20 protein-coding genes and 1 tRNA gene are annotated in these 25,702 nt (G+C 38.7%); 2 read left to right on the top strand and 19 right to left on the bottom strand.

Annotated elements, in window-relative coordinates; genetic code table 11:
- Positions 1-125: 125 nt before the first annotated feature.
- The 17 genes from wecB to H5162_RS19810 form a co-directional block, all read right to left on the bottom strand.
- Positions 126-1,244: a non-hydrolyzing UDP-N-acetylglucosamine 2-epimerase gene (gene wecB, locus H5162_RS19890; RefSeq protein WP_182779347.1), complete on the bottom strand. Its 1,119-nt coding sequence runs from the start codon at positions 1,242-1,244 to the stop codon at positions 126-128.
- A 292-nt stretch (positions 1,245-1,536) separates the two neighbouring features.
- Positions 1,537-3,777, bottom strand: coding sequence for a polysaccharide biosynthesis tyrosine autokinase (locus H5162_RS19885; protein WP_182779346.1), 2,241 nt, complete (start codon positions 3,775-3,777; stop codon positions 1,537-1,539).
- A gap of 14 nt (positions 3,778-3,791) precedes the next feature.
- Entirely contained in the window at positions 3,792-4,226 is a 435-nt protein-coding gene (locus H5162_RS19880) for a low molecular weight protein-tyrosine-phosphatase (RefSeq protein WP_182779345.1), read from the bottom strand.
- A gap of 8 nt (positions 4,227-4,234) precedes the next feature.
- Entirely contained in the window at positions 4,235-5,353 is a 1,119-nt protein-coding gene (locus H5162_RS19875) for a polysaccharide export protein (RefSeq protein ID WP_182779344.1), read from the bottom strand.
- 928 nt (positions 5,354-6,281) lie between these two features.
- Positions 6,282-6,770 carry a transcription/translation regulatory transformer protein RfaH gene (rfaH, locus tag H5162_RS19870; protein ID WP_145236600.1) on the bottom strand — a complete coding sequence of 163 codons (489 nt, stop codon included), beginning with the start codon at positions 6,768-6,770 and terminating at the stop codon, positions 6,282-6,284.
- 354 nt (positions 6,771-7,124) lie between these two features.
- Positions 7,125-7,724: an SDR family oxidoreductase gene (locus H5162_RS19865; protein WP_182779343.1), complete on the bottom strand. Its 600-nt coding sequence runs from the start codon at positions 7,722-7,724 to the stop codon at positions 7,125-7,127.
- Positions 7,721-8,170: an adenylyltransferase/cytidyltransferase family protein gene (locus tag H5162_RS19860; RefSeq protein WP_145236594.1), complete on the bottom strand. Its 450-nt coding sequence runs from the start codon at positions 8,168-8,170 to the stop codon at positions 7,721-7,723. The genes H5162_RS19865 and H5162_RS19860 overlap by 4 nt, the downstream gene beginning before the upstream one ends.
- A gap of 29 nt (positions 8,171-8,199) precedes the next feature.
- Positions 8,200-9,099 carry a hypothetical protein gene (locus H5162_RS19855; RefSeq protein WP_182760564.1) on the bottom strand — a complete coding sequence of 300 codons (900 nt, stop codon included), beginning with the start codon at positions 9,097-9,099 and terminating at the stop codon, positions 8,200-8,202.
- Entirely contained in the window at positions 9,092-10,138 is a 1,047-nt protein-coding gene (locus H5162_RS19850; protein ID WP_182760565.1) for a hypothetical protein, read from the bottom strand. Before H5162_RS19850 ends, H5162_RS19855 begins: the two co-directional genes overlap by 8 nt.
- Positions 10,131-10,940 carry a phosphorylcholine transferase LicD gene (locus H5162_RS19845; RefSeq protein ID WP_182732587.1) on the bottom strand — a complete coding sequence of 270 codons (810 nt, stop codon included), beginning with the start codon at positions 10,938-10,940 and terminating at the stop codon, positions 10,131-10,133. Before H5162_RS19845 ends, H5162_RS19850 begins: the two co-directional genes overlap by 8 nt.
- Complete coding sequence (locus H5162_RS19840) at positions 10,937-11,968, bottom strand: hypothetical protein (protein WP_182732586.1); 1,032 nt, start codon at positions 11,966-11,968, stop codon at positions 10,937-10,939. Before H5162_RS19840 ends, H5162_RS19845 begins: the two co-directional genes overlap by 4 nt.
- Positions 11,969-12,055: 87 nt before the next feature.
- A complete protein-coding gene (locus H5162_RS19835) occupies positions 12,056-12,874 on the bottom strand; it encodes a glycosyltransferase (RefSeq protein WP_145236578.1) in 819 nt (272 codons plus the stop codon).
- Complete coding sequence (locus tag H5162_RS19830) at positions 12,875-13,807, bottom strand: sugar transferase (protein WP_404936227.1); 933 nt, start codon at positions 13,805-13,807, stop codon at positions 12,875-12,877.
- A 107-nt stretch (positions 13,808-13,914) separates the two neighbouring features.
- The gene (locus H5162_RS19825) at positions 13,915-14,847 is read right to left on the bottom strand and encodes a Wzz/FepE/Etk N-terminal domain-containing protein (RefSeq protein ID WP_259398288.1); all 933 of its coding nucleotides are present in this window, start codon (positions 14,845-14,847) and stop codon (positions 13,915-13,917) included.
- 97 nt (positions 14,848-14,944) lie between these two features.
- Positions 14,945-17,620: an SLBB domain-containing protein gene (locus H5162_RS19820; RefSeq protein WP_182779341.1), complete on the bottom strand. Its 2,676-nt coding sequence runs from the start codon at positions 17,618-17,620 to the stop codon at positions 14,945-14,947.
- A gap of 121 nt (positions 17,621-17,741) precedes the next feature.
- Complete coding sequence (locus H5162_RS19815; RefSeq protein WP_145236566.1) at positions 17,742-18,518, bottom strand: YdiY family protein; 777 nt, start codon at positions 18,516-18,518, stop codon at positions 17,742-17,744.
- A gap of 32 nt (positions 18,519-18,550) precedes the next feature.
- Positions 18,551-19,369, bottom strand: coding sequence for a mechanosensitive ion channel family protein (locus H5162_RS19810; RefSeq protein ID WP_182779340.1), 819 nt, complete (start codon positions 19,367-19,369; stop codon positions 18,551-18,553).
- Between the two features lie 282 nt (positions 19,370-19,651).
- On the opposite strand from H5162_RS19810, the gene H5162_RS19805 reads away from it, so the two are divergent.
- Both H5162_RS19805 and H5162_RS19800 read left to right on the top strand, forming a co-directional pair.
- A tRNA-His gene (locus H5162_RS19805) sits at positions 19,652-19,727 on the top strand.
- A 528-nt stretch (positions 19,728-20,255) separates the two neighbouring features.
- Positions 20,256-20,723, top strand: coding sequence for an REP-associated tyrosine transposase (locus H5162_RS19800; protein WP_182735662.1), 468 nt, complete (start codon positions 20,256-20,258; stop codon positions 20,721-20,723).
- 607 nt (positions 20,724-21,330) lie between these two features.
- On the opposite strand, the gene nagP is transcribed toward H5162_RS19800, so the two are convergent.
- A complete protein-coding gene (nagP, locus tag H5162_RS19795) occupies positions 21,331-22,626 on the bottom strand; it encodes an N-acetylglucosamine MFS transporter NagP (protein WP_182735663.1) in 1,296 nt (431 codons plus the stop codon).
- 256 nt (positions 22,627-22,882) lie between these two features.
- Positions 22,883-25,531 (bottom strand): family 20 glycosylhydrolase, encoded by a 2,649-nt coding sequence (locus H5162_RS19790; RefSeq protein ID WP_182779339.1) that lies wholly within the window; start codon positions 25,529-25,531, stop codon positions 22,883-22,885.
- Between the last annotated feature and the right edge of the window lie 171 nt (positions 25,532-25,702).

Raw genomic sequence — 25,702 nt, 5'->3', positions numbered from 1 at the left:
GTTCTAGGTTCTAGGTTCTATAAATTCTAACTTTAAATTTTTATGGCAAGCTTTATTCATGTATTTTAAAACTTGCCATTATATTTTTTGTAAAAGTAATGCGCGGGGTAAACCCACGCCTAAGCTTATTCTTTTGCTAATATATCGCAGATACGTTGGCATGCTTTGCCATCGCCATAAGGGTTATGGGCTCGGCTCATTGCTTTGTATGCAGCCTCATTGGTTAACAATTCATTTAGCGAGGAAGAGATTTTTGCTACATCAGTACCAACAAGTTTTACTGTGCCGGCGTCTACCGCTTCTGGGCGCTCTGTTGTGTCACGCATTACAAGCACAGGTTTACCTAAGCTTGGTGCTTCTTCTTGTATACCACCAGAGTCAGTAAGGATAATATGCGAGCGATTCATTAAATATACAAATGGTAAGTATTGTTGTGGCTCTATTAAATGTACGTTATCTACAGCTTTTAATATACGCTTTACTGGCTCTTGAACATTTGGGTTTAAATGAACAGGGTAAAGTATTTGTGTATTTGGGTGAGCTTTGGCTGTTTGCGCTAGCGCTTCACAAATTCGCTCAAACCCACCACCAAAGCTTTCACGACGATGACCCGTGACTAAAATAAGCTTTTTACTTTCATCAAGCATAGGGAATTGTAATGCTAATGTGTTGCTTAACTCTGCATCATTTTCTATTTGTTGCTTAACTAGTAGTAAAGCATCTATAACCGTATTACCGGTTACAAATATATTTTCATCTGCATAGTTTTCTTTTAAAAGGTTCGCTTTTGAGGTATCCGTTGGCGCAAAGTGGAATTTTGTTAATGCCCCCGTTAATTTACGGTTACCTTCTTCTGGCCATGGCGAATAAATATTGCCGGTACGTAAGCCTGCTTCAACGTGGCCAACTGCTATTTGCTCATAATATGCTGCTAAACTTGCTGCAAACGTTGTTGCCGTGTCGCCATGAACAAGTACAACATCTGGTTTAAACTCTTTAAGTACAGGTGTTAGCTCTTGCAAGATACGACTCGTTACTTCTGGCAGTGTTTGGCCTGCTTTCATTAAGTTTAAATCGTATTCAGGCGTAATTTTAAAAAGCTCAAGTACTTGATCTAGCATTTCACGGTGCTGCGCCGTTACACATACTTTAGCGTCAAAACGACCATCGTTAGCTAGGGCATGAACAAGAGGTGCCATTTTAATGGCTTCAGGGCGAGTACCAAATACTGTTAATACTTTCACTTTTACGTCCTTTGTGAGTTTTAAAATAGCTATTTATCAGCTATCAGGGTAACGCTACAATGTTGCATTACGGTTTCAAATTTTAGGTTCTAGGTTCTAGGTTCTAGGTTCTAGGTTAATCAGTTTAAAAACAGCTACGGGCTTTGTGCAGCGAGCTAATTAATCTAGCAAAAACCATTTTCACCACCGAAAGCACCGAGTCGCTTTGCTGCACTGAGAAACCATTCGCGGCTAAAGCCTGCTCCTACGCTAAATCATAGATACTAGGAGCTAGGTCCTAGCTCCTATTTTCTTACTTATCCGATTTATATTCGTAATTGTAGTAGCCGTAATAGCCATAAGCGTTACTGGCTTTTTTAACTACACCATTGAACACTACGCCTTTTACATCTGTGCCGTTTTGTTCAAAGCGGTTACGGGTAAGTTCGATTTCTTTAATATGATTTTGGCCAAAACGTGTTACTAATAGTGTAGTGCCGGTATGGGCGCTAACTATTGCTGGGTCGGTTACCGCTAAAATAGGTGGTGTATCTACAATTATTATATCGTACGCCGCACTGACCTCTTCAACTAACTTACTAAAGTTACTGTGCATAAGTAGTTCAGAAGGGTTCGGCGGTATTTGCCCACGGGTAATAACACTCAAACCTTCTACAGTGGTTGGCTTGGTTACTTGCTCAAGGTTTAAACGCCCTGATAGGTAATCACTTAAACCGTCATCCCACTTTAGGCCGAATTGAGTTTGTAAATACCCTTTACGCATATCGGCGTCAATTATCAGTACTTTTTTACCACTTTGTGCCAATACAGCAGCTAAGTTAACTGATACAAATGACTTACCTACACCGGGGCTTGGGCCGGAAATTGCAATCAGGTTATTTTTAGCTTCCATCATTGCAAAGTGTAAGCTTGTACGTAGGCTACGCAGTGCCTCAATTGATAAATCTGCTGGGTTATCAAGCGCTAATATCGATTTAGGTTTATTCACTTTGTTTTTAAGCGCTTTACTAAAGCCGGTGAGTTTATCTTGATAATCTGAGTACGGCACGCTGGCGTATACAGGTAGGCCAATTGCCTCAATCTCGTTTGGATCTTCAACGCCTTTATGCATGGCTTTTTGTACTAATACAAAAGCTAGTGCAAGCATGCCGCCCAGCATAGTCGCCATTACTACTATTAAGGCTTTTTTAGGCTTAACCGGTTTTGAGGTATTAACCTCTGCAAAGTCAATAATACGTACGTTACCCACAGTACCGGCACGCACTATATCAAGCTCTTGGGTTTTGCTAAGTAGTAATGTATAAATTTGGTTGCTTACTTCTACATCGCGTTTTAGGCGAAGTAACTCTTGTTGCGTCTCTGGTAGATTACCTACTTCGCCAACCAATTCTTTTTTCTGCTCATTAACTGCGCTAATTTGTTCAATTAAGCCTTGGTAAGTCGGGTGATCTTTTTTAAACTTACGGCTCATTTCAAGGCGTTTAAGCTCAAGCTCTTGCAGTTTAGTTTCAAGTTTAACTACCTGCTCTAATACTCCTTGCGTTTCAAGAGTAATATTAATTGACTGGCGCTTAATTTGGTAATCGTTAAAACGTTGCTCGGCAAACTCTAACTGCTTTTTAATCTCTGGTAGTTGAACTTCTAAAAACTCAAGGGATTTTTGTGCTTCGGCTGAATTACGCTCTACGTTACGGCGTACATAAATACCCGCTACTTTATCAAGTACTTTTTCAGCATAATGTGGCTTTTCGCTCTGTAGGCTCAAGTTAATAATACCTGAGTCTTTACCTTTTTCGCTGGCACCAATCGCAGCTTGTAAATCTAGAATGGTATTTAAGCGGTCTTTACGTAAAATGCTAAATTCAGTACCGGTACGGGCGTTTAAGCTACGTATCGTTAAGTTAAATTTACCGTTGGTTAGCTCTTGGCCAACTTTACCAGTTAATATTTGTTCGCCTTCGTCATTTAATAAGGCCACAGCATTATTTTCTTGCGCCACAAGTGTAAACTCGCTACCTACAGCAGATCGTGGTACATCAAACCTAAATACATCAATACTCTCACCGCCCCATGCGTAAGAACTAGCACCAAAGCTCGGCTCAGCCAATTCACCTTCACTAACAGGGCTGAATTTACGAAACGCTCGGCTACCAATAAATGGGAATAGTTTTGGCTCAGCTATTACATCAAGCTTTAGTGTATCTACTGCTTCACCAATTACTGAGCGTGATTTAAGTAGTTCGATCTCTGTTACCGCAGCTGAGGTACTTTCAAACATGCCGGCCATATCGTCAAAACCAGGGACCGAGCCACCGCTTTCTTCCACTTGGATCATTGCTGTGGCTTGGTATACCGGGGTCGAGAATACCGCGTAAACCACCCCCACAGCCATAAACACAGCTGTTAAGGCGATTATAAAATATTTACGATCTATCAAAGCACCTAACAGTGCCATTAGGTCAATTTCTTGGCTTGCTTGTGTGTCTGGTCTATTTTGTTTGTTTGCTGCTAACGCAGTGGGCTGAGCATTCATGTACTAGCCTATCCTTATAAATACTTTTGCCAAGCGCTACAGGCGCTGTCGATTAATGCATAAACGTGTTGAAACGCTTCAAGACTCTGCCTATATGGATCAGGTATTTCTTTATCACCTAGCCATTTACCGAGTAAAAAAGTTTTTCCGCGCGCTTCTGGGTAGCGGCTACACAGGTCAGTTAAATGGCGTTGTTCCATCACTAAAATAACACTATTTTGCGCAACTAGGCTTGATGTTAACTGCCGACCTTGGTGCTCATCCATATTTATACCATAAGTTGCAGCAATCTGCTTTGCTGTCGCATCAGCGGCTTTACCTTCTAGTGCCGTTAAACCCGCAGAGGATACTTTAACATTTTTACCGGCTAGCTTACTCTTTAATACGTATTCAGCGGTTGGACTGCGGCATATATTACCAGCGCACACCACTAAGATAGAATCAAACATCGTTATCCTTAGTTTGTTGCTGTTAAGCCATCAATTGAATCAACTGTCGCGATTGACGGTAATAACAAACTTATTACACGGTTCCAGCGAGCAAGCGGTGCCGATGTTACATATACAATATCGTGTGGTTGCAATTCAAATTGCTCAGCTAACACCAGTGCTGCAACATTTTTTGCGTGCAACTGGTATACATCGGCAATAACACCATCACGTTCTAAATTACGTTTACGTAGTACAAATACGCCATTGGCGTCGGCGGTATTTTCGTTTAAACCACCTGAATTACTGAGTGCTTCAGCAAGATTTAAACCATAACGATTAACATCAACAGAGCCTGCTTTTTTAACATCACCTAATACAAAAACACGCTGTAAGTCATTACGGTTTACGTGCACTATGTCGCCATGTTGTAACAAACGGTTTTGCGAAATATCGCCATGTGCATAAAAATCATCAAGTTTAATAACTTCAGTTTTGTCGCCGCGGGTAAAGGTAACCGTGCGCCAATCGGCAGCTTCAGTTAAACCACCTGCTTGGTTTAAGGCGTCAATCAATGTGAGTGGAATTTCTGTAACAGGTAATATACCTGGTTGCTTTACTTCGCCAGTTACATACGCTTTTTGGCTACGAAAACCAACCACTTTAATATCAACTTGCGGGTCTTCAATCACTCGGCTAAGGCGTTTAACTAATTCAGCATGTACTTGCTGTACTGTTTTACCTGCTGCCTGAATATTGGGTGCATAGGCGTAAGTAATGGTACCGTCTGCTTGCACGCGGAAACCATCGAACTCAGCAGTACGTTGTACAGCTGCTGGTATGGTTAATTCTGGGTGATCCCATACACCAATGGTAAGTACATCACCTACACCGAGTATGTATTCGTAATCACTAACATTTAAACCATCAAGGCTCGAAGGTGGCTTATTTTTTTTACGCGATTGGTTTTGCTGATAAATTAAAGATGAGTCAATAATTTGAATATTTACTTTTTCAAGGTCTTGTTCAAGGTTTTTTGTTTGTTCACCCGATTCGATTCCTTCGAAATGGCTACCGGGGATGATTGTACAACCTGTCATTGTTAGCAACGTGAGTGATGCTACAAGTGTTTTACAGCTTAGCGCCATTGTTTATTCCCAAAATAATATTAAATTCTAAAACTTTCAGCTTATTTTTAAATATATTGCTGTTATTTTTTGCTGGCTAATTAAAGCATGGCTACCTTTGCTTCGCAAGGTTGGTTGCACGTTTACTGTGCAAGCAGTTAACTTTTTTGTTAATTTAGTGTTCTAGGTTCTAGGTTAATCCGTTTTAAAGCTAAAGATGAAAGGTCAAGCCTTTCGCGGCTAAAGCCGGCTCCTACGAAAACCATTTTTATCACCGAGCACTGAGTAAACATTCGCGGTGGCAAGCCACTCGCCTACAAAACCATTTTTACACAAAGAGAAGGCAATGAGGGTAAATGAGAAAACATACCTATTTATATCTTCATATTTAGCGCGGCGCCCTCTTGTCCTCTTTGTGAGTAAATCACTTAAAATCTTTTGCTCGAGATAAACCCACGCCTACAAAACAATTTTTACCACCGAGGGCACCGAGTCGCTTTGCTACACTGAGAAACCATTCGCGGCTAAAGCCTGCTCCTACGAAAACCACTTTTTGCACAAAGAGAAAACAATGAGCGTAAATGAGAAACCAAAACCTTTATTCTTTTCCTCCAAAGCGCAGCGCCTCTTAACCTCTTTGTACGTAAATCACTTAAAATCTTTTGCTTGTCTAGTCCTTCGGACACGCTTCACGTTCCAGTTCGTCGCAGAGCTCCTCTCGCTCCAGCTTGAAAGCAAAACTTTTTGCTTGTCTAGTCCTTCGGACACGCTTCCGCCCCTAGGTTACAGTTCCTACGTTCTGGTCAATTTAATTCAAATTGTAAAATACAAGACCTTTCGCGGTAGCAAGCTACTCGCCTACACGTAATTTAACACCGTAGGCGTTAAGCTTGCTGACGCGTGTTCATTAGGTCATTGTCACTTCCCTAGTGCCTTTAACTTAAAACTTTTAACCTACTTTTCTTACGTCGCAGTTATCTACGCTCATTTCTATTTGTTTATTGAGTAGGTTGACTAACAATATACTGCGCATGTCGCCGTCGGGCTCTTTAAATATTGCTTGTACGTCTTTAAACGAGCCATTATTTAGACACACTAAATCACCGGGTTCCGGTAAGCTATTATTATCTTGCGTTAGCTCGAAATTTTTTAATTCTTTGATAAGTTGATCAGGTACTAATTGATACGATGCACCATACGACACAAAACCACTTATACCACGGGTGTTTTTTACCGCAGCAAAGTTACCGGTTTGAGGATTTAAGCGAACAAATAAATAATTAGGAAACACAGCAGATTGCTTAAAAGTACGACGACCTTTAATTAGCTGTTGTTTTTGTAGCTGAGGAAAAAAAGCTTCAATCCCTTGGTTTTGTAAATTAACTTGGGCACGAGCTTCTTGCCTTGATTTACAAAATAATAAGTACCAACTATCCATATCAATCCCTAAAACAGTGACTTTTTGCCTGAGACCTTGTTGTTGTTATTTCAGACGGTGGGGATTATACGTGCTCGATTAGGGTAGTGTCTATAAAAAAACCCATTAAAACTTTTCATGTTTAATGGGTTTTCATTAGTTCTGCAATTGAGGATAATTTGATTTAGTAAAAACTGAGAAACTAAACAGAGACTTACTAATTTTTTACTATGCTTTTTTGTTAAGGTTATGCGCAACCATAGATCACTTCAAATTTAGTAAAACCAAGTAAATTGAGTCAAAAACTCCTAGAGTAAAAACACCCAGCAGAGCAAAAAGCTAGCAAGCTAGCGTGTTATTAAAACAACTCAACGATTAAAGCTGCTCTTCTGTTTGCTCATTTTTTCGATAGAAATATAGCTTACCGTTACTGTTTGCATTTATCGCAGCAAGGATCGGCTCGGCTCCTTCAGCAATCGTCATCACATTTGGGTTATCGATTAATAAGTTATCTCTTAGCTTCGTTTCAATGGCTCCTGGACATAATACGGTTATATCGTAACCATCCTTATGTAGCCCTTTTGACAAAGTAACCACACCAGCCTTAGCTGCACAATATGAAGTCCAATCTTTATAGCTGTTAAAAGCGGCTGTTGAAGCAATATTTATCAACTTAGTTTTTTTATTTGCTCTTAAAGCTGCTCTACAAATAAGGTAAGTACCAATTAAGTTTACTTCAATATCTCTAATCCATAATTGCGGATCTGATTCAGCAACTAAACATGAATAAAGTGTTCCTGCAGCATTGATAACAATATCAAACTGGCGTCCGCTAAAATAATCTTCCACAGAGCTTGGATCTGCAACATTAAGGTCAATACGCGACGGAGCCGCTACTTGGTGTCCGGCCGCTATTAAAGATTGTGTTAAAAACTTTGCAAGGTCCCCTTGACCACCTGTTATTAGTATATTCATTTTTTAGGCTCGGGAATTGGGTGTACATCACTTGGCTCAATAAGTTTTTTATATTGGTCGTAAATTTTCTTTTTTAAGTTGGTCGAGCTAACACCGGCCCCATAAGGAAAATAAAACACCTGTACGCCTTGATCTTTTAGGTAGTCGTATTTCCCTTTCCAGTCATCTCCAATAACAAAAATGTCGATATTTAAGTTCTCGACTGTTTCATTATGGTCTAATGTGCGTTGTGGGATCACCACGTCAGGGTCTCTTAACCCCTCAACAATGGCTATGCGCTCTTCAAACGGCACCGCTGGCGGCTTTTTATAAGAACATACAAGTTCGTCAGTACTAACACCTACAATAAGGGTGTCACCTAAACCACGACCGTAATTGATCATTTTTAAATGATTACTGTGAAACAGGTCAAAGGTCCCCGATACATACACAACTCTACTCTTCATAATATACCTCTTTAATTTTCTTTCGTTTATTAGCTATCGCCAGCTAACAATTTATATAACCGTACAAGTAACGCTGCAAATACAATACACGCAGAAAATAACACTAATTTATTATAGTTTACGGAAACTTTTCGCTTTACGAAAACCGTAGGCATCGTACTTGTTGCTACCAGTAAAACGGTCACTATCAACAACAACCTGCCCGACACAATAGCAAAGCTTGAAAATAAAATTGTAAGTAACAAAAACGACTTTACTAAATAAAAATCTTTTGCCCGGTTTAGTTTTACTTCACTTTTAAACTTAAAAAACTCTAAGAGTAAAATAAAAAATAAAAACACCTTTCCAACTAACGATAATGGCTCTAAGTAAACAGTGCCTTCATAGCCATAACCTAGCTTAGAACCGATCATAATAATTATATCGCGGATGATCTCACTAAGAATAAAAGCACTGCAACCGCAAGCTAAAAACAAAGTAGGCGTAGCAAACTTTATAAATAGCCTATTAGTTATATACCCTGCAAAAGCTAAAACACCTGCGGCAGGATGAACAAGCACCGAAGTAGCCGACAAAACTTTTAGTTTTTTAGCATATATCAGCAATGCAATTGCCCCAAAAGCCCCTGTAAAAAACCGCGTTTGTTCGTTTAGTATTTCACCTACTAAAACAATTAACACAACCATAAAAAATAAGTTTCGGGTTAGCGCCGCTATTGATACCGCCATAATAACTAGATAACTTAAATGCACATAAAAGTAGCTTAAACCTAAGCTTCTGAATACATCGCCCAGAACAATAAAGAGATAACCAAATGCCTCTTGCCCTTTGTTATAGGCAGTCATTAACTTTTGGTAATCATCTAAATATTCATTTGTAGCGACTAAAGCTATCAAAATAATAAATGCGCGAAATAATAAGTTAACCATTTATTAGGCTTTTATCTTCTATATTTTGCTTAAAGTCATTATTTGATTGCATAGGCCTTTTTTGTAATAGACTTTCTAGCTGATGAACATTAGCAATATCTTCAGATATAATTAAATAAGGATAATATTTTATATCAGCAAAGAAAGTGCAACTTCTATTAACAACAACCCACATGTCTTGGCTAATTGCCTCCGCCAATACACGCGGAAAACCTTCATAATATTCATGTGTTATGCACACTAATACCGCATATTGAGAAATCTCTTTAGCCACTAACTCAGGAGCTACAATTCCTTGATAGCTTATTCCATTAGGAATTGCATTTGATTCGCCAGGCCCATACAAATTCAACTCGCCAGGAATACATTTTACAAACCGAGAGAGCTCTGCATTACCTTGAATTTTTGATGTGCGCCCTAAAAAAACAAACCCCTCTCGCTGCTTATTATAAGGGTAATGTTTTGGTAAATAGTCGATAAGATAGGTGCTGTCTTTAATATTAAACGCTTCTTGTACCTGATTTCCAGTATGAAAAAACTTAGCACCACTACGCTCTGCTTTTTTTAAAATGAGCGTGGTAAGTTTTCCATTTAAAAATTTAAATAAATTAGCTACAGTAAAATTACGCTTTAAAAAAGCCCAGGTTAATCTGTTAGCGCAAATGTGAATATACATTTTTTCTGCGTATTTCTTCTTCCAGCATGTACTTAACAATAGCGGTATCAACGAAGGGGCTCTTAGCCAAATCAGCGATGATTGATTTTTTTCTTGGCGAATGACCTTTTGCACCCTACCAAAATCCTCTCGGTGCGAATTACTAAACAACAAACCTTTAATCATACTAAGCGTATTTTTAGACTCCGGCAGAGAAATTATTTTTTGATTCTCTTGCTCAGAATCTCCAGCGCCACGCATAATAAGCGACATTTTATAGCCATTAAAATACTCTTTTAACCAAGAAACACTGGGGTTAGAAGTTGCATCACCTTTAACAAATGGCGCTTCACCAAGTATAATTAGAACTTTTTTTTCATTCATCGATGTGCTTAACCTTCACAATATGCTGAAAGCGCATACTTTCTGGTGGTAGACTCATATAATTACCATACCGACAAGTTAAGTACGTTTCTGCTGACTGTGGCCCTTTAAAGATATAATCATTTATTACAAACTCTTGTTTTGCTGGCCACATGGCAGATTTATCGATCTTTAAGTTTGTAAATGGTGTTTCAACACCATAGCCTATAAAAGTTTTAGAGGTGGTTGACGCCTTTTGTTTTACATAGTTAATAGCAGCATCACGTATACTATTTACTAGTTTTTCAGGCACTAAACGTAATAATTTCACTAAGTTTCGAAATACAACGCCTTTATTTTTTAGATGGAATTGGCTCATCGATTTGGCAAGCACTAATTTACCAATGTATTTATTGCAAAAGTTACCTAAAAAATTATCAGGATATTCATCAACTGGGAATATGTCTAAAAAGATACCATATGGGCAGAATTCAGGCATGCCATTCGCTAACTCGTTAATTTCGGCAACGCGCGTGCCTTTCATATACACTTTAGCTGGCGTAGCTGGTTTATAGTAATTATGGTCGCCCACTTTGATCAGTGCAAAGCGGTTATCTTCTTTCCAGCATTTTAAAAAACGATTATAGTCGTCTCTAGGCATTACGACATCAAAATCATCATCCCAAGGAACAAACCCCTTATGACGCACAGCTCCTATTAAACTGCCGCCACAGATCGAGTACTCAAGGTTATGCTCTGTACAAAACTTGTCAAACATAATTGCTATCTCAAGCATATTATTTTGTATCTCAAGTAACTTCATAGTTTATTCTCCAGCATTAATGACTGCCTTCTAATGATAAAATTCATTGCGCATCCTAAAAGAAAATAAATGTATAGCTCGTGGTTAGATAAATCAAAGAGATAAAAAGGCACTATTAATAACAGTGCTTGCACTATTCCGCCGAGATTAAATAAACGATTAGGCCTAACTAGTTGCTGTAATAACTGGCCCCAAAATACATTTAATATACTTACAAGAAAGATTAAAAATAATGCATCCACGTAATAGAAAAGCACAAAAACTACAACTAAAAAATATGGTAATATTTTTTTATTAATTGTTAACAGTGTTTTTTTATGTGAGTCAGCTAACACTTTTTTATTTTTTCTAAATATTAATGTTGTTAATACCGAACTGAGTCGTTCGAAAACTCGTAAGGCACGCTCTAAAGCAACAATTATTGCCGAGTTTAAAGACTGACTATTAAGTACATTCGACATAAAAATAAGCCAAGCTACCGAAAATAAGGCACCACTTGTTATAAAAGGAAAGTGCTCATTAACAAATAATCGATAATTTTGCCAATCCAAAAACTGTACTTTAAAAATATATGAGGCAGTAATAAACACATTTAACGCTGTAGTTACGATTAGAAAGTACCAAATAGGCTCTTTGTTAATTATACAAACGTACAATATGATTAACTTTAATATGCTTTCGGCCCACGCTATAGCCGTTGGTAACTTGTTTAAGCCCAAAACATATAAAAATGCCCAGCTAGGCAAAGAACTCAAAATCAGTAAAACGATAAAGTTAGTTGAATAATTAATTTCTAAAAAAGTAAATTCAAAACCAGAAAAGTAAACAGCTCCTGCAGCTATAAACCTAACTAAACCATATATCCCAGCAAAGTTTATTAATCCTTCTTTTTTACGATCTTTCTGCACCAGATAATGAGTTGTATTACTAAAGCCACTAGAGAGTAAACCAACACCGAATGTACAGGCATAAAAAAACAACATCCCCTGCTCTGGCTTGTCTCCCTGAAAAATAATAATTGGCGCCATTAAGCTAAAGGCTAATTGGGGGAAATATAAAGCTGCAGCAGAAAGTAAGGCTGTTATTTTAGTACGCGCATATTTAGAAATGATGGCTTAATTCCTCAAGAATACTTTGTATATACTTTTTAGAATTGATACAGGCAAAAGACGAGTCGACGCTCTTAAACAAAACAATATAGCGCCACTCAATTTACTGGTATATCCAAGTTGATTTTTAACTTTGGCTAATTGCCACTCTGACTTTACATAATTCCAACCGGAACGCCTTTTTTCCATTCCATTGCCAATACGAGCATCAACCAATGACTCTGGCATTAAGATAAATTGAGCATTATTACTTTTCATGCGTAGCCACAGATAGTAATCCTCCATAAAATGAAGGTGCAAGTAACCTCCTGCAAGTAAAACGGCATCCTTTTTAAACAACACAGCCATATGATTTATAACATTTCTTTTTGCCAGCTGTTTTTTTAAATGTTCTGATTGCGACGCACAACGGAAACGCTGCAAATCCCCAGGAACTTGATCAAACTCTTCTACGGTAGCACTAACCAGATCAGCATTTTTCTCAACAGCTATCTTAAGTTGCTTTTCAAAGCGTTCAGGTGCATTTATATCATCGGTATCAAAACGTGCTATATAACTATGCGTGCATGCTGCCAAGCCATGATTAAGCGCATCACCTAAGCCTTGGTTAGTTTGTAGTGCAACTACTTTAATATTTAACTTTTTTTGCCATCGCTGTACGATAATTTGTAGTTCATCACCTACAGGTCCATCAAATACCAGTATAACTTCATCAGCTTTTAAGCTCTGTTCATTCAAGCTAGAAAGCGCCATTTGCAAATATTCTGGTGATTCTCCATGATACAAAGAACCTAGCGCAGAGAATTTGGGAAGTAGTAATCCCATTTATCGCCCCATCCCAAAAATCACCGTCTTTACTGTTAATAACAGTATTTTTAAATCCAAAAAACTTGAGTGATGCTTAATATAGTGAATATCGTACTTGTGTTTCCATACTGCATCTTCAACTGAAGCGCCATATGGATAGCTTACCTGCGCTAATCCAGTCACTCCTGGTTTAACTGCATGCCTAAAGCGATAGTAAGGGATCACTTTCTCGAGTTCAGTAATAAAAATTTCTCGTTCCGGCCTAGGACCTACAATCGACATTTCACCTTTGAGGACATTGACTAGCTGTGGAATTTCATCAATTCGTGTTTTCCTAATGAAATGACCGACTTTAGTTACTCTTATGTCATTTTCGTCAGCCCATTGTGCGCCATCTTTTTCGGCGTCATTTCGCATGGAACGAAATTTAATAACCTTAAATTCTTTATTATATTGCCCTGTTCTTTTTTGCAAAAAAAACAATGGCCCCTTGCTCTCTAGCTTTATTGCAATTGCAGCTAATAAAGAAATTGGCAGAGTAACAATCAAGATCGCTAAGGAACTAGTAATATCTAAAAATCGCTTAACTAATTGGGTTCTCTTTTGCGATAAAATAGAAAACGCTTTTTGATGCAAAAAGTAGCTACTATGAAGCAGTGACACCTCAGTATATTTTAATCGCTCATCCAAGTAACTCACCAGGGGCTCAACCCAAGCTCCGCACTCTGTAGCACTCACTAAAAAGTTTCTTTGCTGTTTACCTAGCGCCGCACTCTTAAAGTGGCATATTACCTTTTTACTGAAATTATCAATGTTATAGCGATTTATGACTATGGTGAACTCGTAATTAATAGCAATAGCTTCCACTTCCGAGACGGCTTCATCAGGGCAATACAAGTATATAATATCTTGCTTTAATGCTTCTTTTTTCGATTTAAATGGTTTTTCCATTCGTCTCAAAATAGACATATCCTCAAAAGAAACACCTTCAGCTTGATTTGGTATTATTTTAAAACCCATAACAAAACCTTAAATCAACATAATTTTTCATAAATACACTAACCCTGACGATTAAAGTGTCTAAAAACCACAACCATTGAGCTGAGTAAAAAGCCTAATAATAAACCTATTAAACAGATTAGGGCACGGCTTGGTTTTGACTTTTCTTGTGGGGCAATCGCAGGATCAATTGTTTTAAAAACATACTCATCACGCACATTCGCTAACATAATAGTTCGCGCCTGTTCTTCGACCAACTTGTATAAAACAGCTCTAATATCAACAACTTTAGTCTGCTCTAATTGCTCTGTAAGAAACTCAGTGCTTCTTAGGGCCTCTGCTACGTCTCTTTCCTTCATTTCTTTGTTAATTTCTAAAATTAACCAGTTAACCCATTGCTGTGCGATAAAAGGTGATAGATGCTCTATCGATACTTGAACCATACCTGTATCTGGATCTTCCATAACATTAAACAACTCCATAAATACTTTATAAGCTTCTTGAGTTGATGGCTTAGGTGTATAGGGTGGACTCACCTCACGCACCCAAGTTTTAGTTGTTGGATCATACAAATCAGCATCAAAAGAAAGTGTATTGCTAGCTAGGCTCCAACTTTCTGCAGCAATAAGGTCAGGTAAAATTTTATATTTTTCAATAAAATTAGCTATGAACTGCCTAGATTTAATAACTTCAATTGCTAATTGAGTATTGCTGGTCGCAGGAGAACCAAGATTAATTCCAGCTAGACTAGCCATACCGCCTAATTGACCGGTTAAACCGGCCAAGCCACTATTGTCATTTTTTTCTGAAGGAGCGAGTAAAACTTCTGACTTATAAATGTTTGGCATTTGCAGTGCAAAAAACACAGCACCTAATAAGAATATTATGGTTGTAATTGATATAGCTAACTTACTTTTCCAAATAATTAAGAACAAATCTTTGTAATTAATTTCATCGACTAACAACTCTTTTTCCGTACCTAAATTTTGCATATTAACCATCTTCATTATCTTAAGTTACTTTTGAAAATACACTTTCGTATTCAAAGCTATAACTCTAATTAAGCTTAATAACTTATTAGTAATTTAATTAAATACTACTAATCGCAGCAACTGCTACACCAAGTTGATAAATGATTTGTGTGGCTGTGCTCCACAGTGTCAGGTTATCCATATAACCAGAATTGAGTGGAACTACAATTGTGTCACCAGCCTCTAGCATTTGTGAATCATTGACAGCAAACCAACTTCCTGAATTTGGAATTTTTACTGAACCATTGGCTTTGATAATATAGATACGCTCATCATCAGCGCGCTCTTTTAAACCACCACTAAGGGCGATGTAATCATTATATGAAATACCCGGTTTAAATAAGTGAGATGTGGCATAGTTTACTTCGCCTATTACACTGATAGAGTCACGCTTACTTGGCACATATAAAGTATCGCCGTCTTGCAGAACCAGCTTTTGTTTATCTTCAACGATTAAAGGAAGATCAATAACGAGTCGCCCTACCGCTTCTATATCTGCTAAGTCGATAAGTAACTTGTTCATCTCATCGTACGATAACGTTCTAGCGCCTTTCTCAAAGCTTTTTTGCGCAAGATCACGACGTAACTCTTCTGATAACTTAGTTAATTGCTGCTGCTCTTGTTTACGAATCGACTCGCGTGTGAAAATCGCAGCCTTTTCTTCAGCAAACTCTGAGAACCCACCTGCGCGCTCTAGTAGGTTAGTCAATGTTTCACCACGACGAATTGTATAAGTTCCAGGGAATTTAACTTCACCTTTTAACTCAACTTTTACATTTTCTTGCCAGTTAGGGATTGAGAATACATTTAAACTATCTTTACTTCGCAGTTTTCGGTTATCACCAAGTTCCCCTAGCATAGCTTTATGTAAATTAAACTTTATGTGCTCGACTTTAGAAGCATCACCAGCTAATAACCGGGTAATTTCAGCTTGCTCTGTATAAGCAGATTCAAGTAACCCACCAGCGGCTATAATTAGTTCGTTAACTTCAGCGCCTACTGTTAATGGATATACACCTGGGTAAGCAACGTGACCATTTATTTCAATTAACTGCATGGCTTGAGTTACTGAAGCTTGCTGTTTTAATTTAGCTTTGATTGGTTTTAATATGTTGTAGCGACTAAAGATTGAATAATCTTCAGGCGCAAGCTCAGCAGCCTCTTCAGCCGCTTTTCTTTGCTTGGCCAATTGAGCAATAGTTAAATTGGCGCCATCATCAGGCTTTTTGAAAGGATCTTCACTTTGAATAACCCCTATGTATTTTTCGAATTCTTTCTTTTGATACTTATGCCACTGCTCAACTTTGATTTGTTGTTGCTGCTGCTTTTCGGTCAGTGCCATATTTGTTAGCGCTAACTCTTCAGCTTCTTTTGCTTCAAAGCGGCTAAAAACTAATAACTTGTCATTTGCTTGCAACTCTAAATCGTGTTCAGCTGCTTTTACAATCGCTTGCGCAATATCAAATTGATACACCTCAATATCGCCTGCAATATTGATTTCACGCACTAACAAAGCATAACTAAGGTCAGCTTGTGGTAACAAATCACCACGAACAGACGTAAATACATCAGAAATACGCTTACCTTGATGCCATTGATAACTTCCTGGGCGAGCTACTGCACCAATAACGGTAATTGAGTTTTGAATCTGTAAACTTACCGGATTAAAACGAATTCTGTCGCCATCTTGCGGAATATAGTTGATATCGTTAACACTAAAATCGACTGATAAAATTTCTTTCGCATTGTAATTATTAAAGCGCTCGACAATTGCTTTTTGTGCATACGCTTCTGGCTTTAAGCCACCGGCCATTTTCAATATATCTTGGGCAGTTTCATTATTTTTTATTTCAAAGATTGCAGGACGTTTAACCAGCCCTTCAACAGCAACTTGGGCCCCTACGGGTGGAACAAAAACCACATCGCCTGATTTTAAAGTGATATCGTTTCTACTATCACCTTTAATTAGTAATTCATACAGATCAAAGTTTGCAATGACTTTACCAGCACGTTTTACTTGAATATTACGTAAGGATGCAATGTCTGATACACCACCACTAATAAAAAGAGCATGCGACACTGTGGTCAACGACGATACGCTATAACTACCCGGCTTATATGCTTCACCTAACACTAAAATACGCATACTGCGCAATTGACCTAAAGATACAAACGCTTTTACGCCTATAATTTCTTGTTCAACTTTAGCTTTAATAAGTTCTTTTATTTCACCAAATGTAAGCCCAGCAACGGTGACAGGGCTTAAGTTAGGTATATTAATTCTTCCTTCACGATCCACTACAACTTCGTAGCTTTCACTTTCTTTACCATAAAAGTTAATTTTTAGTTGATCACCGCGGCCAATTAAATATGTTTCTGGTACAGCCGCATTTTCACTTGGCATGAAGGTCGTAGGCTCACCAGAGAATAACTCGTAACCAAAAGGCTTGATTTCATCTCTTTGTGGATCAAAGCGTTCTTCGTCTGTTAAAACTGGCTCTTCTTGTTCTTGACGCGGATAAACAGTTTGTTGTTCTTCTGCTGCTGCGCTAGGTGATGATTGATTACCAGTGATACTCGTTAGATCAACACCATATTGCATAGCAAGTGCTTCTTGCTGCGCTTTCGGTAGCTTTTTAAATTGTTCAATTTGCGATGCAGTAGGAGTAAAAGCAAATGCAGATGCAGTCGTTAGCAGTAAAAAAAATATTAAAAATCGTTTAAAAAGCATCACAAGTAGGTTTTTCCTAGAACAACGGCCAAAAGATTGGCTATTCTACATTATTTACAAACAAATAAAAAAGGGACTTACGTCCCTTTATTACAGTTAAATGTCACTAAACGAGGCTTAATTGTTAAAAACTGTAAACCAATGTCAGCGACGTTTCTGTGTCTGTGCTTTCTTTGTCGTCAGCAACAACTGAGTTGTTAGTAATGTTATAAGCAACCTTCATTTGTAATGAACCGTTGATTTTAGCTAAAAGCGCTGTTTCTGAGCGTGTTTTAGTGTTGGTATCACCGTATTCGACTGAAACTAACTGAGTAAGCTTTGCGTTATCAGAAATTTGCCAATTATAATCAAGCTTACCTAGAGCGATAACCTCACCTTCACGCTCACCCGCTAAAGAGTTACCATTTTCATCAACTTCGGTACTCGTATCAGGATATTGAAAGTACTTATAACCAGGACCAATTTCAGCATTTAACCACATGTCAGAGCGGTCTAATAAACGTTGACCATAACCCGCTGAAATAACCGACTCACTACGATAAGCACCAAAGTAATCAGAAACGTGTGAACCATAAACATATAAATGCGCATGCTCTTCATTTAACTTATAGTTACCTTGTACTGATAACGAGTATTTTTCGTTAGTACGTTGCGTTTCTTTTATACCAGCATCATTCTCAACGTCGTCTTCTTTATAAAGACCGTTAATTTTATACTCGTTGTTCCAGCTTTCTAAGTTATGTAACGCCTTGATGCCGCCTTTAAGGGTGGTTGTTTCTGTATTACCGCTGGTAATAATTGCACCCAGCTCACTGGTAACTTCCCATGTTTTAGTATCTTCAGCGAATGCGTTAGTTGCAGCAGATGCTGCAACTAAAATTGATAAAAGCTTTAATTTCATTAAAAAATAACCTTTGCTACTTGTTTGGTTGATTAATCTTGCTTGTGAAGGTGAACATCCATTTGCGGAAATGGAATAGTAATATCAGCTTCATCTAATGAGATTTTGATATTTTCCATCAAATCGAAATATGTTGGCCAGTAATCGCCTGAGTTAACCCACGGGCGCACAACAAAGTTTACACTCGAATCTGCAAGCTCAGATACTGCGACTGTGTATGCTGGATCTTTTAAAATGCGAGACTCTTTATCTAGCACTGATTTAAGTACTTGTTTTGCTTTACGTAAATCAGCATCGTAACCTACACCAATTACTAAATCGATGCGACGAGTACTCTCACGAGAGAAGTTAACAATTGGGCTAGACATAATTGCCGAGTTAGGCATGATGATTACTTTGTTATCTGGAGTACGAAATTCTGTAGAGAAGATCTCGATTTTTTTAACTGTTCCAGCTTTACCGCCAGCTTCAACATAGTCACCTGATTTAAATGGGCGAAGTAAAATAATAAGTACGCCAGATGCGAAGTTAGATAGTGAACCTTGAAGTGCTAAGCCAACAGCTAAGCCTGCAGCACCTAAAATAGCTATAAATGAAGTGGTCTCTATGCCAATTTGTGACAACGCCATTAAGATTGTCGCCATAAATACGATGGCATAAACAATGCTTGATACGAAAGAACCTACAGCCTTGTCTACTTTCTTTTTGTCGAATGCTTTTTCAGTTAGGTTAGAGCAAAATTTTGCAACACGACCACCCAATAGAAAGATCACCAATGCGATTACAGCTTGAATGCCATAATGCAAAATCAAACCTGAGTTTTCGTTTATCCAGTTAAGTATTGTATCCATTATCACTCCTGATATTCAGTATTAAGCAATTTGCTGGTTAAATTATATCTGATTTCAATTTATTATTTCATTAATTAATCTATTTATCTTTAAAAGAAATTCTTTAGGATTAATTTTATTTAGCCCTATCAGATAAAAAAGTGATTTAAAAACTCATCACAAGGCCATTTTATGAACAAAAATATTCAATTCTAAATTTTTTTCATTTTTTTTGCTCTTAACCCTTCACAAGATTTATTATTTTATGTATTATCCGCGCCACACCAAACAAGGTGTGTTGTGGCGGTTGTAGCTCAGTTGGTAGAGCCCCGGATTGTGATTCCGGTTGTCGCGGGTTCAAGCCCCGTCAATCGCCCCATCTTTTCCCTTCTTAATTTCAATATCAAATACGTTCTTAAAATTAAATCCTATTGATTAATTCATATTAAGCACAAGCCAAAAATAATGGCTGAAGCCTGTTCCTACAAGAAATATACACACATGCATTATCCCGTAGGTGAGCGCTTTAGCGCCGATTAGCTTTTGCATATAACCTAAGCCTAAACACAATCACGGCTGAAGCCTGTTCCTACAAGAAATATACACACATGCACCATCCCGTAGGAGAGCGCTTTAGCGCCGATCTGCTGTTGCATATAACCTAAGCCTAAACACAATCACGGCTGAAGCCTATTCCTACAAGGAACATACACACACATCCCCCCGTAGGAGAGCGCTTTAGCGCCGATTAGCTTTTGCATATAACCTAAGCCTAAACATAATCACGGCTGAAGCCTGTTCCTACAAGAAATATACACACATGCATTACTCGTAGGAGAGTGCTTTAGCGCCGATTGCATAATTTAATCTATACTTCATTAAACCGTTTTATATTTAAAGGATTAAAATGAAACTTCGGTCACAGCAGCTACGTCAACATCGTCACTCTATTATTAACCACTATTATTCTGTGACCACATGTACACATCAACGAGTTAAATTATTTGAGGATTTTTGTAATGCGCGAATTCTAATACGCTCACTAAAACAATCTGATTTAAATGGCTTAACTAAAACAATTTGCTTTGTAATAATGCCTGATCATATGCATTGGTTATTGCAGCTGAAAACACAAGATTCGCTATCTTCGGTGGTGGCTAAAGTAAAAGGGCGTACATCATTTCTCATGCACAAAGCTAAAAATGAGCAAATTTGGCAAGCTGGTTTCTACGATTCATTAATTCGAGATGAAGAACATTTATTACATCAAGCAAGATACATAGCTGCCAACCCAATGAGAGCCGGTATTGTTGACAACCTTGGAAGTTATCCCCATTGGGATTGTATTTATTTAAACCCCTCTGAACATGATTAACATAATCACGGCTGAAGCCGGTTCCTACAATAAACATACGACACACACATGACCTCGTAGGAGAGCGCTTTAGCGCCGATCAGCTTTTGCATATAACCTAAGCCTAAGCATAATCACGGCTGAAGCCTGTTCCTACAAGGAACATACAATACACACACATGACCTCGTAGGAGAGCGCTTTAGCGCCGATTAGCTGTTGTATATAACCTAAGCCTAAACACAATCACGGCTGAAGCCTGTTCCCACAATCAACATACAATACACACATGACCTCGTAGGAGAGCGCTTTAGCGCCGATTAGCTTTTGTATATAACCTAAGCCTAAACACAATCACACCTGAAGCCTGTTCCTACAAGCAACATACAATATATACACATGACCTCGTAGGAGAGCGCTTTAGCGCCGATTAGCGTACCCTCGCTAACTTTACTCTCGCCAGCTCGCAAGCTGCTTTCTTGCAGACAAAAAAATGCCACCTTTCGGTGGCATTACACACGGGATTATTTCTACATTATAGAAATTCTTTTCAAAAATAAGGCTCTAGGTGCTACAAGGTTTGTAATAGCTCGATTCTTGTCAAACTTTTCCTAGCACCTACGAAGTTATCTATTTCCAGCTTTTCATCTTGTGCCCTTTAACAGCATAGAAAAGGATGAATAAATAACAAGGTAACATTACGATATAAGCGCCCTGCTGAGCCTCGGCAGAATCCACACCACCGCTTGCTAGACCCCAAAATAGTGGACCAAACGCACCACCGGCGATACCCATTACAAGCAGACCAGAACCAACACTGGTTAATTTACCTAACCCAGACAACGCTAACGGCCATACCGCAGGCCATACAATAGCATTCGCAAATCCTAACACAGCTATCATCAATAGTGTATCTGGTAATTGTACCTCTAAACCAAGCGCTGTTGCGACAACCACTGAACTAGTATCGCTAAATACCACGGCAAGGGTTAGTACGCAGCCTAAAATAGCAGACAAACTCAATGCAGCTTGCTGCGAAATAACACGTGGTATAAGTGCAATACCTAAGATATAACCCAGCACCATACAAGCCATCGTATAAGAGGTCATGACACTATATTTTTCAACACCTAGCGATAACGCAAAAGTACCAATGGTATCGCCTGCAATCACCTCCACGGCTACATAAACGAACAAAGCAAGCACCCCTAGCGCAAGACTTGGATGGGAAAGCGCCTCTTTTACTTGCCCTTTGGCACCTTGCTCCTCATCATCAACAAGCTCTGGTAATGGCATCTTTGTCACGGCAAATGCCAGTGCACCAATAAATAGCGCTAACCCTAAATAAGGGTAAATTAAACTATTCGCCATTGAATCAATTTCAGCTTGTGATAAATCTTTACCAACGAGGCCAGTAAAGTCACTTAAAATTAATGCTGTAAAAACGATTGGCGCAATCACGCCTGCGCCTTTATTTAATATCCCCATGATACTAACACGTGCAGCAGCTGACTCTTCAGGCCCAATCCTAACAACATACGGATTTACTGCTGTTTGCAACAAGGTTTGACCAGCCCCCATAACCAACTGCGCAAACAAAAACAAAGCAAACACTTGAGTTTTTGCAGCTGGAATAAATAACAAACCTGCCACCATCATGGTTGCCATACCGAGTGCCATACCATTTTTATAACCAACTTTACGAATGATCATTGCCGATGGCACTGCAGTAAAAGTAACAGCTATATAAAACGAGAATAAAATCAGTGACGCTTGAAATGGACTAAGCTGTAATACTTGTTTTAAGTATGGCATTAGTGAACCGTTCAACCAGGTTGCAAAACCTAGGATGAAGAATAAAGTGGCAACAATGGCCATGGGTATAAAGTTACTTTGTTTGTTTATTTTTGACACAGTGGCTTCCATAAAACTTCTTCTTGTTGCGAGCTATCGTTGTAATTATTTATTGCAATTAAGTTCAAAAAAACTTAAATCGACGATTAGCGTTGCTGTACTTTATAACACTTTGGCGACATTTAAATGACAATGTCGAAACAAAAATGACAGCGCTGCCATAAAACTTTACGTTAATTACAGCCATATTACTAGTAACAATTTATTTTACAACGGCACAAAAAAGGGCCTTTATGGCCCTTTCAAAACGTAATTAGTTACTAATATATTAATTTATATGAGTAATTCTGCTCTTCAGTTTACTATTTAAGCTACTACGTAATGCCACAGACTGCTGTTCAGAAACACTGATCGGAGCTGTATATTGCTGCCAACTCGCGCCATTATCTAAACTATACTCGGTATTTAAATATGCAAATGGCGTATTAATCTCAAGCTTACCATTGTTGATCACACCTCCAGGTACAGGTAAATTCAAAGTTACACCTGCATTTGCCAACTTTGTAAGCTCTTTCAAACCAACTGCAGCAGAAAATTGCGCCCAGTCTTTTTCTTGGCTTTTACGATCAACCTGCTCGCCTTCCCATGGTGCTTTATGCCATGCACGCTCAGCAACAGACAGAATTCGCGGGAATATCATTGCCAATACTTGATCTTCGGTTCGAATAGTTTCAGACCAAACTTGTCCTTGCATACCTAAGATGTTTTCTGGCTTTTCTAGTTTTGGTAGTGGACGACCAACTAAAGCTTCAAGGTTATCTATCGGCTCCCGTGTTCGGGTGTAATCGGCATTGGCATACACATCGTCTGGCATATAATTAAATGCTTTTTTAGTATCGGTATAGCGAGTTGCCCAATAATATCCACGTTCTTCTGGGTGAGCTTCATAAGGATGGTCAAAGTATAAGTGTGTACCATGCGATAATATAACTTGATAACCTGCATTGGCAAGGCGGTAAGCTCTGTCTGCAACACCCCACTCCCAAATATTGTCCCAGACGTTTGCTGTAAAGGTTTTATTTGGAAATTCATCGCGCTTAAACGGGTTAGTGCGGTCATACATTAAACCATCTTCCCATGCACCTGGCGAAATACCACGCTTTTCAAGTAACTTGGCCACACGTTGTGTAAAGTAAGGTTTTAGATCTGCGGCACCGGCAACCCCATTATTGGGGTCGGCAAACATTGCTTGGCATATTGGCGAGCCAACCCATGAACCGGCACCCACTTCATCGCCACCAAAGTGTAAGTTAGTCAATTGCACACCGGCTTCGCGGTACATTTGTTGTAATTCGTAGGTAACCTTATCTAAAAAAGCATAGGTTGAATCCATGCATACGTTCATCGAGTTATCTTTGTAGTTTTGCACCGTCATATATACCGAGGTGTCTTTTGGATCGCTCAATAAATATTGTGTCGCTGCACTAATATCGACTTGCTGCGTTTCTTTTCCTGCATTCTTTTTATTAATAAGGTTATTTTTAGCTTTTTTTTGAGCTTCATCAGCAAGCTTATGATAACGCGCTTCCATTGCTTTGATTGATGCTCGAGCATGCCCCGGCCCTTCAATTTCAGGAATGATTTGAATATGGCGGTCTTTGGCAAATGTTAGTAATTCAATAAACTCGCTACGGGTTAAGTAACCATTACCTGAGCCCGATTTAAATGGCCCGGTTCCTAGCTGTGTTAACAGACATTCTTTTTCTTCAAGGTCAAAACAGCGATAACCACCAATATCAGTTAGCTCTGGTAATCCTGGAATTTCTAAGCGCCAACCTTCATCTTCTGAAAAGTGCCAATGTAGTTTATTCATTTTATAACGCGCCATTTGCTCAACCAATTTGAACATAGCGTCTTTGCCGTGGTAATTGCGGCCATTATCATAGTGCATGCCACGCCAGGTATAACGAGGGCTGTCTTCAATCTCAAGTTGTGGAATGTCTACAGTACCTTGGCTATTTGCCGGGAGTAGATTAAGTAAGCTCTGCATGGCATAGAAGACACCTGCATTATCACTCCCAACAATTTCAATACGATCGTCATCTATTTCAAGAGTGTAACTTTCTGATTTACCACCGGCCAACTGTGGATTTACTTTTAAGCTGATCAGTTTTTCTTTTGCTAGTTTGATGTGATCTGGCTGGGCTTTTAAGGTCAGGCCATAGTCATCTTGCAAATCTTGCATAAACACCATGACTTCGTTCTTTAACTGACCTTGGAAAGTGATCTGCCAGCTGCTATCAAGTGTTGCAGTACCGCGATTAAACTCTACTTTTTGTGGCTTTGGAATGATCCGCTTTAATGCGTCTTGTTGCGATACTTGACTTGTCGTTTGTTGATTACGCTCAAAACGCACTTTTGGGGTGACTAATACCGTTAAATCTTTTGGCTCGTTATAACGACGCAGTTGATTTTCACGCTCGAACGGTGCAACAAACTGGGTCATATCTTCGCTGTCAGTATTTGCAAAAATAGCCGGTTTATTATCACCAGAGACAAAAAAAGCACGTGGCATAAAATCAGAATAAGCAACCACCCAAACTTGAGCGTCAAACTCAAGTACTAAGCTTTTACCTGAAGCTAACCCTGTAAAGTTTTTAGTTGGGGTAATGCGATGTAAATCACCATTTACGTGTTCAATATTTAAACCCGCAACTAGCTCAGTACTGATCTTACGAACTGAGTGAATATACAACTGCCAGTCACTTTCACCTGCAGGAAGTGCAACATCAGATTGGTTGTTTAGTGTAATAGTTCCTAAAAAACCAGCGTCTTTATTATGAAAGTTATCAACCACAGCAAATGTCAGAGTGGTCTCTTTGGCAAAGTTATTCACATCAGTTTGCGAAAACTGCGCCTGTGCCATTAATGGCATTATCGCGATCAAACTCGCTAAAGTTCGCTTTTTAAAATCCATTGCTCTCTCCTCGTTGTATACCCTAAGACTACGCATTTCCCCCCACGTAATCTGTTATTTATTATTATTTATTCACCACCATCATATAAAAGATAAAATGACAGCGCTATCATTAATTGAAAAAATAGGGAATAAGCGGTAAGCGGTAAGCGGTAAGCGGTAAGCGGTAAG

The organism is Pseudoalteromonas sp. SR41-8 (assembly GCF_014163915.1).
Classification (GTDB): Bacteria; Pseudomonadota; Gammaproteobacteria; order Enterobacterales; family Alteromonadaceae; genus Pseudoalteromonas; species Pseudoalteromonas rhizosphaerae.
This window is presented reverse-complemented; position numbering and strand designations above follow the sequence as displayed.